We start from the raw sequence: 11,634 nt of genomic DNA, 5'->3' as shown, positions 1-11,634 counted from the left end.
CCTTCTTCGACAGCACTTCCGTGATCGACGCCGTCAGCGTGGTTTTGCCATGGTCGACATGCCCTATCGTGCCGACGTTAACGTGCAGCTTTGTCCGCTCAAACTTCTCTTTCGCCATTTACCCACTCCTTCACTCACACAAGCCAAATTCTTAGGATATGAAGCTCTATACTATGGAGCCCGCGATGGGAATCGAACCCATGGCCCCGTCCTTACCAAGGACGTGCTCTGCCACTGAGCCACGCGGGCTTTTACTCTAATTCCCAACACACCGCCGCCTTTACTGGAGCGGGAAACGGGACTCGAACCCGCGACCCTCAGCTTGGAAGGCTGACGCTCTACCAACTGAGCTATTCCCGCGCTTACAGGCAATGGTGGAGAGGGAAGGATTCGAACCTTCGAAGGCCGGAGCCGACAGATTTACAGTCTGTTCCCTTTGACCACTCGGGAACCTCTCCCGTCCACATCTAACTTCCGCAATGTCAACTTGCCCGCATCCAAACTGGAGCTGGCGAAGGGAATCGAACCCCCGACCGGCTGATTACAAATCAGCTGCTCTACCAGCTGAGCTACGCCAGCCTCACCAAAAGGGTAAACCGAGATAATACGAAAAGAGCTTGATAGGTGTCAAGGAGTATTTGCGCGGCGGGGAGGCCACAGCCAACCCTGCGCCCCCCCTCCTCCGGAAGGCGCGGTGCAACGCAAACACCTGCATCACTTTTCGTTCTCGGCCGCTAGCGCCGCCTCAAACTCCGCATAGTCCGCATTAAGCGGATGCCGCGTAAGGAGGGACTGTACCACATCGCGCGCGTTTTGCGCCATCCCGTTTTCAGAAAAAAGTTTTGCCAGTTCAAAGGCCGCCGGGTCGGTGAGCCGCCCCCCGCGGTACAGCGGCTCCAACAGCGCAACCGCCGCGGCCGCGCGCCGCGAATCCCGCGTCACCCCCTCGTCGGCGAAATAGGCCCAGTACCACGACCGGGCGAAGCGCCCGAACGCCGGACCGTCCGCCAGCAACGCCCCGCACATCTCCCGCACATACGCCTTTTCGTCAAAACGCGCCTTGGCGGCAAGCGCCCGGTTGAATCCGCCCGCGAAACGCGCCAGTCCCGCCACACGCCCCTCGTCCGCGATCATCGGCTCCATCGCGGCGGCCTTCAGCGTCGCGGCAATGCACAGCATGGCCGCCACGCCCGCGAGAATTCTTCCGGCGCGCGGCACCCCCCCGGCGGCGGAAACGCTTTCCGGGGGTGGCTCCATCCCCGGCGTCTCCTCCCCGGCAAGCCCGGCGAGAACCGCCATTGGCGGCAACAGCAGGGCCAGCAAAAGGCCGCCCCACCCCGGCAACGCGGGAGAAAGAAAATGCGTTGCCGTATATGCGGCTTCTTTCGATGCGGTGGCATATCCAATAACGGTATGCGCGGCGGCATCGAGGATCGCCGCGGCCAAAAGGATAGCGGCAACGGCAAGGGCCAACCGCAGCAGCGCCGCGAAAAAGAAGGCTCCCTTTCTATCCATGGTAAATCGGCCCCACATAGCCGAACAGCGCGATGAGATTGAGCGCAAGGAACAGGTACACCAGCGCCGGCCGCCACGCGGAACGTTTCACCAGTTCAAGGAACCGGATGCCGCCGTACGCGGCCAGAATCGACGCGGGCGCGACGGCGTAAAAGAGGTAGCGCCCCGATACCAGCGGCAGAAACCGGGGGGAAAAGAAGGTGCCGATGTTCATCGCCAGCACCAGCAGGCAGAAAAGAAGCGCGAAGGCAAGCATCCGCGCCGCCGGTTCCCGCCGCCAGCGAAGCAGCCCCGCCGCAACACCGGCAAACACGGCGCCGGATAAGAGGGCGTACAGCGCGTAAAACCCGAAGCTCTGCTTATAGACCATCTGCCCGACGGTGAACCAGCCGGTGACGAACATAATGGCCAATCCGCGCAACCACATCCCGGCGGGCAGCGCCGCCAGTTCGGCCGGCCCGGCGAACGAGTACCCCAGCGAAAGACCCACCCGGTCGGCAAGCCGGATCATGCTATCGGTGGCGGCCAATTCCAGCGAAAGCAGGGCCGCCGCCGCCACAACGATGAACAGCGCTCCCCCTTTCGCCGCCGCGCGGGCCGAGCGGGCCGCCATCAGCACCGCCGCGAACGCCAGCGGAAAAAGGATCACGGCATGTCTTTTCACCAACAACGCAATCCCCAGCAACACAAACAGCGCGGCCAGACGCCCGCCGGAAATTTCCCGCGCGGCAATCATGGCGAGGCAACAGTAAAAAACCGCGCTGAACAATAAAACCGCCAGCACATCGGAATTGACCATCGCGGATAGATAAGAGAACTGCGGGTGAAACCCGGCGATCACCCCGGCCAGCAATGCGGCCGCGCCGCCGCCGAACAGCAATGCGGCGGAACGCCAGACGAGGAACACGGTGGCGAGGGAGAGCAACGCCGACATCCCGCGCGCCCAATGGAGCGCCCCTTCCGCCGTGGCGGGGGCGAACAGCCGCACCGGCAGGGATGCAATCCAGTAATAGAGCGGCGAACGGGTGCCGATAAAATCCTCGCTGTGCCGCATCAACGACGTTTGCGCAAACGCGGCGGCCCCTTCGGGCGGGGCGGGCATATCCGCCAGACGCCAATAATCGTTGTGGGCGAGCGACGCCAGTATCCGCGCCTCGGCCGCCGGCTGATCGGCCCGCCCCGAAAGAACGTAAACATAGGCAAAATGGTTCGGCTCGTCGTTGCCGAGCCACGGCGGCACCATGAACATGAAGAGCAGCGATTTCGCCAGCACCGCCGCAAGCAGTATCCAGAGCGCCCGGTTTTTCATTGGCCGCCATCTCCGCAACAATCACACCGGCGGAAAAGGCAGGCGGCGGTCCGCCGGATAAAATAAAGATTGCCAAACAAGTAACGGCGCCAGAGCCGCCCCGGCTCCTGCATGAAGCGGTAGAACCATTCAAGCCCCGTCCGCCGCATCCAGCGGGGTGCGCGCCGCGACAGGCCCGCCACCACGTCAAAGCTGCCGCCCACTCCCATCGTAAACGGCACGTTCATCGTGCGCAGATGCCGCTCCATGAACAGTTCCTTTTTCGGCGAGCCCATCGCAACAAAAAGGATGTCGGCCCCGGCGGCGCGTATTTTTTCGGCCACCGCCGCCTCTTCCTCCGGCGCGTAGTAGCCGTGCTGGGAACCCGCCACGGCGATGCCATACCGCCCGCGGCATACCGCCACCGTCTTTTCCAGCACCTCTGCGGACGCGCCAAAAAAGAAAAACCGCCACCCGCGCCCTTTCCCTTCGGCCAGCAGCCGGTGCATCAGGTCGATCCCGGCCACCCGTTCCGGCAGCGGCGCGCCGAGCAGGCGGCCGGCCCAGAGCAGCGGCTGCCCGTCGGCGAGGCGGAGATCGGCCTGTTCGATGGCGCGCTTAAGGGCCGGATTGCGGTCGATCTCGGCGAATTTTCCGGCGTTGAGAAACACCGCCTGCCGCGGCGTTTTTTCGGCGACAAAACGGGCAACGGCCGCCGCCGCCCCATCCATGGTGACGGCGTGGATGCCGATGCCGAAAAGCCGCACCCCCTTCACTGGCTTTCTTCCCCTTCCACAAGGGCCGCCAGCGCCCCCAGCATCGGCGCCGCGCCCCAGCGGATGTAGTTCATCCGCGAAGTGAAAAACCGGTACTTGCGGAAGTAAAATCCCCCCGCGCCATCGTACATATTATTCAAAACATAATCGAGAACCCCCCGCGCCATCTTTCCGTAGCGGCGATCGAAGCGGGAGGCGCGGGCGAGACAGCCGATGGCGCCGGCGCAGGCGCGGATATCCGCCACCATCGTCACCGGCAAGTGGCTGACGGCAAAGGGGCGCGCCGAACCGTCTTCCCGCACGAACGCGGCGGCGAACCAGGGAAGCCCCCGCTCCACCGCGCGGGCGGCCCCGGCATGGCCTTCCGCGGCCCATTCCATCAAGTGTTCCAGCACAAAAGCGCTGTGGAAACAATCAATGAAATTCTCCGTATCCGGCACGCTGCCGCGCTCGAAATAATACCACCCTCCATCCTCCTCCTGCATATCAAGCACATACGCCAATAGCCGTTCCGCGCGCGCGGTCCAAAGCGGGTTGCCGCAATATTCCCCCAGCCGCCGCAGGGCGCGTGAGGCGGCGGCGTTCGCGTTGATCACCCACCGGCGGTCCAGCGGGGTATAACTCACTTTGCACTTCCCCCCATCCATTTCCACGGCGTTGCAGTCGTGATAGATGAAGTTGCCGATCCCCTCCAGTTCTCCGCGATAGCCATCCGGATAGTCTTTCAGCAGATAGGCGGCGAAATTCCACGAAAGCGGCACGCACGGGGTGTATGCGGGAATGAGGGTGGTGGTATACCAGTCAAAGGGATGCCCCATCCCGGCGCCGTGCGCCGATTTCCCCATATACCCCAGCATCTCCCGCAGGAGGCGCTCGCGCTCCTGTTCAAACACGCCATCGCCGGTGAGCCAATAATGCACCGCCATGGCGCGCATGATCTCCGGCATCGTTTCCAGCGGCGGCGCGGGAACGGCGCGCCGGCGGAAGAGCGCCGGAAAGACAATGTCGCCGAAATAAACGATCCCGATAAGCGGAAGCGTGAACGCATTGCGGTGGCGGCGCAGCCATATCCCGGCGGGGGAACCCCAGAAATCATAATGATCCCACGAGCGGTAATGCATCCCCCCCAGCCGGCCGAGGATGGTTTTTATCAGTGCCGCGTCCCGCACGAAGGTCAGGCTCCTTCAGATGCCGGCTGGATGGCTTTCACCTCGCGCAGCAGAAGCGCCGCGCGGATCAGAAAAACCCCCCAGAAAAGCGCCGCCTGGAATTTCACAATCGCTTCCAGCGATCCGGAAAAGCGGATGATACCGGCGACCTGCGCGGCGGCGGCCAGCGCGCCGGGAATCAGGTAGCCATACCGATGGCGGGCGAGGGAGTAATTGGATTCGACAAAAAGCAGCGCAACGGCGACGGCGGCAAGGGTATACCATCCCAAAAACGGGGCAAGGGCCGGATCGCTGGTCTTTAGCATAAGCCGCAATAAAAATTCGGGGAAAAGAAACGCCCCCGCCACCGCGAAGAATCCCGCGCCCAGCACCAGCCCAAAACCGCGGAAGGCGATGGCCGGTGAAAGTCCGCCGCCCGCCGCGGCGCCCGCCACCACGGCGGGGAACAGGGCGATACCCACCACCTGCCCCAGTTGCAGCACCATTTTCCCCATAACCATGAATGCCCCGTAATGCCCCGACACCTCGTCCGTCATGACGGCGCGGATGAGGATCATGTCGGCGTTGAGATAGATCATCGGAAAAACCGAGCCGGCCATGGCGCTGAGCAAAAAGGCCGCGGTTTCCCCGCGGGAAAGGCCGTGCGCCGCCGGTGCGCCGTCCGCCATTCCGCGCAGTAACGCCACATGCAGCACCGCCGCGGAAAGCAGCGTGGAGACGATCAGCGTGACAACCGCGTTGGATACGGTGTTTATGCCGGCCGCTATCACCGCGGCGGCCAGCGCCACCTTCAATATCCCCGCCCCCCCCAATCCCGCCGCGAAAAGCCAGAACCGCTGCAAGCCGCGGACAAAGGCCAGCGGCGGAGCCTGCACGAAAAATGCCGCTATTAACAGCGCGGTCAGAAGCGCGGCCCCGGCGGACTCGATATGCATCCAGCGGCTCCACCACGGCGTGGTGGCGGCAACCGCAACGGTGGCCGCCAGAGCGGCGGCGGCGCCTTCCTTAAGCGAGCGGTCATACAGCGTCCGCAACGCGCCATGATCCCCCCGCGCACGCAACGCGGCGGCATGCCGCGCATAGAGCAGAATCATCCCGCCGGGAAGGATTGAAAAAATGCCCTGAACGGCGAGAATGGCGCTCAACTGCCCAAAGTCGCCGAGCGCGAGGGTTCTGCCCATCATAACCTGAAAAATGAAGGATGCGGCGGAACTGACGAAAAGCGCGGCAAAAACAATAGCGGAATTTTTTACCAACATCGCGCTGCCGCGGGACTGTCGCCCCATCCCCGCCGCTTGAGGGGCGGGGCTAGACGCCCGCCTTCACCCCCGCCACGGCGGAAAGGCGTTTTTTCATCGCCTCGTAGGCGGCCAGCGGATCGGCTTCGGCCTGCCGCAGAAGCCCGTCGATAAACCGTTCCAAGTCATTTACATCGCACACCCGCGGCCGGATCAGGGATATCTTCTGGTGCGAGGTCGCCTGACGCTCCTCGTCGCCATACATCAGCTCTTCGTGCAATTTTTCACCGGGACGCAACCCGGTGAATTTAATTTCGATTTCCCTTCCCGGCGCATATCCCGCCAGCCGGATCATTTCCTCCGCGAGGTCGACTATCTTTATCGGCTGGCCCATATCCAATATCATCGTATTCCCCGATTCCCCCAACAGCACGCTTTGCAGGATCAGCAGCACCGCCTCGGGAATCGTCATGAAATACCGCGTCGTCTCCGGGTGCGTCACCGTGAGCGGCCCCCCCGCCTCGATCTGCGCCTTGAACATGGGAACCACGCTCCCATTGCTCCCCAGCACGTTGCCGAAGCGGACGCTCAGGTACTTCGTCCGGCTCGTGGCCGCGCGGCACTGCACATACACCTCGCCCATCCGCTTGGTCCATCCCATCACGTTGGTCGACCGCACCGCCTTGTCCGTCGAGATGAACACGAACGTCTGCACGCCGTATTCGTCCGCCAGATCCGCCACGTTGCGCGTTCCCCCCACGTTGTTGATGATGGCCGAATCGACGTTCATTTCCATCATCGGGACATGCTTGTGCGCCGCGGCGTGGAAAACAAGGTGCGGCTTGTGTTTTTCGAAAAGAGTGGCGATTTTCCGCCGGTCCGTCACGCTGGCGCAACAATAAAATACCGGGGTGATGAATCCCCCCTGCTGGACATCCAGTTGGAGGTAGTGCAGCGGATTTTCACCGATATCAATGCAAACAAGTTCGGCGGGCTGCGATTCGAGTATCTGCAGGCAGAGCTGGCGTCCTATGGAGCCGGCCGCGCCGGTCACCATCACCCGCTTGCCGCGCAGCATCTCCTCCACCCGCGAATAATCGATCTTCACGGTATCCCGCCGCAAGAGATCGTCAATGTCGATTTTCCGCAACTGCCCGGCGCCGATCCGCTGATACACGAGGTCGAGATACGGAGGCACCACCCGGCAGGGGATTTTCCGCTCCTTGCAGGCATTGAATACCCGCTGCACCGTATCTTTGCCCGGGTCGTTGGCGATGATCACCTCGCTTACCGCAAGGTCCTCGATCACCGCGTCAAGCTCGCGGCTGGTTCCAACGTGCCGGATGCCGTGAATTGCCGTTCCCCGGCGGCCCGGCTCGTCATCCACGATGCCGACCACGCGGTACGGCGTGCTCTCCTGCGCGCTTAGAAGGCTGCGCAACAGTATCTCGCCCCGCTCGTCCGCGCCGTAGATCAGCGTCCGCTTGCCGTTGACGTCCTCATGTTCCCACCATCCAACCCCGATGAGTTCCCGCAGCACGCCCTGCCGCAGTTGGTTCGAATAAACGATCCGGATACCGACGCGGAACAGGCTCACCAATATCACGGTGTTCGCCCCATCCAGCACGAACACCGTGCGCGAGAAATCCACTCCGTGTATGAACGCGACAATGGCGACCGCCACGACGTTCCCCGCCGCCGTCGCCCGCACCACATTCACCAAATCCAAAATGCCGGTGAACCGCCACGGCCCCTTGTGCAGGCCGGCAAGCGAGAATATCGCCAGCTTCACCGGCACCACAAACCAGACCGTCATTGCAAACGATTCGTACAGGCCGGGCGTCAGGTTTTCAAAGCGGAAGGCAAAGGCCAGAAGATAGGAAACCACGAGCAGCAACGCGTCGATTGCCACCACGAAAATTTTATTGCGGTTTATCGTCAACACATGCTCCCCTTAAAAATCCGGATAAAGTCAAACGGCCACCCACAATATCGCCAGAATCCGGTTATAGGCCATTAATCTATCACATATGCGGGATAAGACAAAAAACCGCCCGATCCCGGCCAATATTATGCGCTGTTACAATACACCACGCTGAACGCCGGGCGGGAACGCTTCTGAAAGAAATATTGGAAAAACCCGAATATTCACGCGAAACAACGGCGGAAACCGGACACTTTGAGGATGCTATTCCCCCAGTTCCTCTTTGCCCGGCGGGGCGGGAATGAGCACCTGCCGCGGCTTCGCGCCATCGGCCGGTCCCACCATGCCGCGCTGCTCCATCGTCTCGATGATGCGGGCCGCGCGGTTATATCCTATCCGCAGGCGGCGCTGCACCATGCTGATGCTCGCCTGCCGCGTGAGCGCCACCAGTTCCACCGCCTGCTCGAAAAACTCTTCGTCGTCCCCCATCCCTTCGTCCTCGGCTCCGGGGGGAAGGTCGGCTTTTTCCTGCATCTTGAGTATCTCTTCGTTGAACTGCGGCTTCCCCTGCTTCTTCACGAATTCCACCACCCGCTTCACCTCGTCGTCCGACACAAAGGGGCCGTGGATGCGCTGCAACCGGCCGCTGCCGGGGGGAAGAAACAGCAGATCCCCTTTGCCGAGCAGTTTCTCCGCCCCCATCGAATCGAGGATGGTGCGGCTGTCGATGCGGCTGGTCACCTGATAGGAAAGGCGCGTCGGGAAGTTCGCCTTGATGAGGCCGGTGAGCACGTCCACCGAGGGGCGTTGCGTGGCCAGTATCAGGTGGATGCCGGACGCGCGGGCCATCTGCGCCAGCCGCGCCAGGCTGTCTTCCACTTCCTTCGAGGCGACCAGCATCAGGTCGGCCAGTTCGTCGATAATGATGACGATGAACGGCAGCTTCTTGACCGGCGCTTCTTCCTCGATGACGTCCGCCAGCATCTCCCCATCCTCGTCGAACCTCTGGACGCGCACCTCCACGTCCTTCTCCTTCTTGCGCCGCTTGGCCTTTTTCGCCTCTTCATCAAGCTGTTCCTGCGCCCACTCGTTGTAGCCGGTGATGTTGCGGAACCCCTTGTCGGCCAGCAGCGCGTAGCGGCGGTCCATCTCGTTCACCGCCCAGCGCAGCGCGTTGGCCGCCTTTTTCGGGTTCGTCACCACCGGCGAGATCAGATGCGGGATGCCGTCATAGATGGAAAGCTCCAGCATCTTCGGATCCACCATGATGAAATTCACCTCGTCCGGCCGCGCTTTGAAAAGAATCGACATAATCATCGCGTTCACGCCGACCGATTTGCCCGACCCGGTGGAACCGGCGATCAGCAGGTGCGGCATCTTTGCCAGATCGGCCGCCACCGGCGTGCCGCCGGTATCCTTCCCCAGCGATATCGTCAGCTTGGATTCCGATTCCGTAAAGGAGGAAGCGGTGAGAATGTCCTTCAGGTAGACCGGCTCCACATGCGCGTTCGGCACCTCCACCCCGACCACCGCCTTCCCCGGCACCGGCGCGAGGATGCGCACCGAAGTGGCGCGCAGCCCCATCGCCAGATCGTCGGCCAGCGCGGTGATCTTGCTCACCTTCACGCCGGGGGCCGGCTCGAACTCGTACTGCGTGATGACCGGCCCCGGCAGCACCTGCGTCACCCGCCCGTCGATGTCGAAGTCGGCCAATTTTTTGGTGAGTATCTGCGCGTTGACGAGCATCTCCTTTTCGCTCCGCTGCTTGCCGGAAGGTTTCGGGTCGGCGAGGTACGACAGCGGCGGCAGGGCATACATCCCCTCCTGCACGAAACCGAAATCCGCCTGCAACACCTTGAACTCCTCTTCGGACCCCTTTTTCGGTTTCTCCTGCTCGCGTTTGACGATCTTGGGCGCTTCGGCGGACGGCGTTTTCTCCGGCGGCGCGGCGGCGGGCTGTTTCACGATTTCGGGGGCATCCACGGCGGCCGGCTCTTCGCCCTTTTCGGTTTGAGGCTGTTTCCGCAGACGCGCTATCAACGCGGCGATGGCGGGAAAAATTGTTTCCCGCGCAAAATCCCACACTTTTTTTGATGCGTCCCATGTGATGCGGAAAAACTGGCCGAACGACATCCGGGTGGTGACCAGCGCCGCGACGAAGAGCAGCGCGAAGGCGATCACCCCCGCGCCCGCGCGGGCAAGGATGGCGACGAGGAATTTCTCGGCGAAGAGATAGCCCACAAAACCGCCGCCGTACGCGGTGGCATATATCGGATCCTGCGGCCAAATGATGTTCACCAGCGAGCAGAACGAGACGAAGAAGAGCATCCCCCCGGCTATGAGGGAGAGGGCAAAGACCTTGGCGTTTTCCCAAAACATCATGATGCCGAGCGCGAGGCAGAAGACCGGGATGGCGTAGACCGCCGCGCCGAACATCTGCACCAGCGAATCGGAGAGGTACGCGCCGATGACCCCCGCGGCGTTTTGCACCGCGCCGCCCCCGCTCACCGCATGGGAAAAAGAGGGATCGTTCACGCTGTAGGAAACGAGGCTGATAACGGCAAGCAGCGCAAACGCGATGAGGCCAACGCCGAACCCCTCGCGCACGTGCCGCTTCCCGGCCATATCCCGTATAAAACCCATCGCCGTATTTTACGCGCGCCGTCCTCTTTTGAAAAGGGAAATGGACGAAATTGTTACGAAATAACCGGCGGTGACGGTTTTCGCGCCAAACCTTCCTTCATTTCGTGCTGAAACGCCAGCGGCGCCAAACACTTCAAAATACGCCAAATTCCGCGGATGCGTCATTACTTCCAATTTGCCCGGCACCGCTTGACCGCGACAGCAAAAACGGGGGTGATATTTTGCGGAATTGATCACTTCACGCAGCTTGAATCCGTCCGCGCCATTTGGCGGCACCGCGCCCAAGATGATAAGTTGAGCCCACAGGGAGGGAATGATCGTGGAAAAAGGTTTTTGGCGCTTGATTGGGAAGCTGACGCTTTTTGTTGCCGTTCTTGTTGCGGGCCAAGCCTGCACCAAAAGCGACGATCTGCACACCGAAGAAAACAACTACTGGCATTATTGCAGCTCCTGCCACGGAAGGGAAGGCAAGGGAAATGGGATGATGGCGCATGATATGCCCGTTCGGCCAAACGATCACACCGATGCGCGGATAATGAGCACACGCACCGATGAGCTTCTCTTCAAGACTATCAGCGAAGGGGGGGAGGCCACCGGCTTTGATTCGGGCATGCCAGCGCATAAAAAATTCCTGAAAAAAGAGGAAATACAGGGGCTGGTAAAATATATCCGCAAACTCTGTAACTGCAAATACACCACATAGCGGCCTTCCCGGAAAATGGCGCCGGGCCAGCGGCAAGAACTTGGAACAGGCCGACCGGGGCAATTATTATCAGCCGATTCTTTTATTCATCGCCCAAGCCGTGGAACGGTCGCTTGACCTGTATATCAAAACTTTCTTGGTGGGCACACAATTTATTGTGTACATCATGCCGCAAGGCATGACACTCTCTTGCCGCTCCGCGCCAATGCCACACAAGAACGGGCTAACCTGTCAAGCATCGGCCCGCCGGGCCGATTGTGCGACAAGAGTGTCGCACCTTGTATCTTGGAAATCGTAGAATTTCATTAAGTGGAAACCGGGGAAAACTGTGTCGCACCTAATGGCTGGGACCATGTTTGGTAGATAAGTTTCCCCGGT

General features: G+C 61.3%; 10 protein-coding genes and 4 tRNA genes. 1 reads left to right on the top strand and 13 read right to left on the bottom strand.

Annotation, left to right across the window (positions count from 1 at the left end):
• The 13 genes from HZA03_06130 to HZA03_06070 form a co-directional block, all read right to left on the bottom strand.
• On the bottom strand, positions 1 to 118 hold a 118-nt coding region (locus HZA03_06130; GenBank protein MBI5637529.1), incomplete at its 3' end, for an elongation factor Tu.
• Positions 119 to 174: 56 nt separating this feature from the next.
• Positions 175 to 249: transfer RNA gene (locus HZA03_06125), tRNA-Thr, on the bottom strand.
• 35 nt (positions 250 to 284) lie between these two features.
• Positions 285 to 360 (bottom strand) — tRNA-Gly (locus HZA03_06120).
• A gap of 12 nt (positions 361 to 372) precedes the next feature.
• Positions 373 to 458: transfer RNA gene (locus HZA03_06115), tRNA-Tyr, on the bottom strand.
• Positions 459 to 503: 45 nt separating this feature from the next.
• Positions 504 to 579 (bottom strand) — tRNA-Thr (locus tag HZA03_06110).
• A gap of 135 nt (positions 580 to 714) precedes the next feature.
• Complete coding sequence (locus tag HZA03_06105; protein MBI5637528.1) at positions 715 to 1,515, bottom strand: hypothetical protein; 801 nt, start codon at positions 1,513 to 1,515, stop codon at positions 715 to 717.
• Positions 1,508 to 2,824 carry a glycosyltransferase family 39 protein gene (locus HZA03_06100; protein ID MBI5637527.1) on the bottom strand — a complete coding sequence of 439 codons (1,317 nt, stop codon included), beginning with the start codon at positions 2,822 to 2,824 and terminating at the stop codon, positions 1,508 to 1,510. The genes HZA03_06105 and HZA03_06100 overlap by 8 nt, the downstream gene beginning before the upstream one ends.
• Positions 2,821 to 3,579 (bottom strand): WecB/TagA/CpsF family glycosyltransferase, encoded by a 759-nt coding sequence (locus HZA03_06095; GenBank protein ID MBI5637526.1) that lies wholly within the window; start codon positions 3,577 to 3,579, stop codon positions 2,821 to 2,823. Before HZA03_06095 ends, HZA03_06100 begins: the two co-directional genes overlap by 4 nt.
• Positions 3,576 to 4,748: a hypothetical protein gene (locus HZA03_06090; protein MBI5637525.1), complete on the bottom strand. Its 1,173-nt coding sequence runs from the start codon at positions 4,746 to 4,748 to the stop codon at positions 3,576 to 3,578. Before HZA03_06090 ends, HZA03_06095 begins: the two co-directional genes overlap by 4 nt.
• 5 nt (positions 4,749 to 4,753) lie before the next feature.
• A complete protein-coding gene (locus HZA03_06085) occupies positions 4,754 to 5,932 on the bottom strand; it encodes a hypothetical protein (GenBank protein ID MBI5637524.1) in 1,179 nt (392 codons plus the stop codon).
• 124 nt (positions 5,933 to 6,056) lie between these two features.
• A complete protein-coding gene (locus tag HZA03_06080; protein MBI5637523.1) occupies positions 6,057 to 7,931 on the bottom strand; it encodes a polysaccharide biosynthesis protein in 1,875 nt (624 codons plus the stop codon).
• A gap of 243 nt (positions 7,932 to 8,174) precedes the next feature.
• A complete protein-coding gene (locus HZA03_06075; GenBank protein ID MBI5637522.1) occupies positions 8,175 to 10,535 on the bottom strand; it encodes a DNA translocase FtsK 4TM domain-containing protein in 2,361 nt (786 codons plus the stop codon).
• Between the two features lie 27 nt (positions 10,536 to 10,562).
• Positions 10,563 to 10,838 (bottom strand): hypothetical protein, encoded by a 276-nt coding sequence (locus HZA03_06070; protein ID MBI5637521.1) that lies wholly within the window; start codon positions 10,836 to 10,838, stop codon positions 10,563 to 10,565.
• 34 nt (positions 10,839 to 10,872) lie between these two features.
• On the opposite strand from HZA03_06070, the gene HZA03_06065 reads away from it, so the two are divergent.
• Positions 10,873 to 11,256: a cytochrome c gene (locus HZA03_06065; GenBank protein ID MBI5637520.1), complete on the top strand. Its 384-nt coding sequence runs from the start codon at positions 10,873 to 10,875 to the stop codon at positions 11,254 to 11,256.
• Positions 11,257 to 11,634 lie beyond the last annotated feature (378 nt).

This window comes from Nitrospinota bacterium, from assembly GCA_016217735.1.
In the GTDB taxonomy this organism is placed as follows: domain Bacteria; phylum Nitrospinota_A; class UBA7883; order JACRGQ01; family JACRGQ01; genus JACRGQ01.
The sequence above is the reverse complement of the archived record's forward strand: the minus strand, read 5'-3'. Positions and strand labels throughout refer to the sequence as shown.

What these genes read in the sequence shown, in the direction of transcription:
- HZA03_06075 (MBI5637522.1), bottom strand. Translation starts at nt 10,535, where the DNA reads ATGGCCGGGAAGCGGCACGTGCGCGAGGGGTTCGGCGTTGGCCTCATC.
- HZA03_06100 (MBI5637527.1), bottom strand. Translation starts at nt 2,824, where the DNA reads ATGAAAAACCGGGCGCTCTGGATACTGCTTGCGGCGGTGCTGGCGAAA.
- HZA03_06105 (MBI5637528.1), bottom strand. Translation starts at nt 1,515, where the DNA reads ATGGATAGAAAGGGAGCCTTCTTTTTCGCGGCGCTGCTGCGGTTGGCC.
- HZA03_06085 (MBI5637524.1), bottom strand. Translation starts at nt 5,932, where the DNA reads ATGATGGGCAGAACCCTCGCGCTCGGCGACTTTGGGCAGTTGAGCGCC.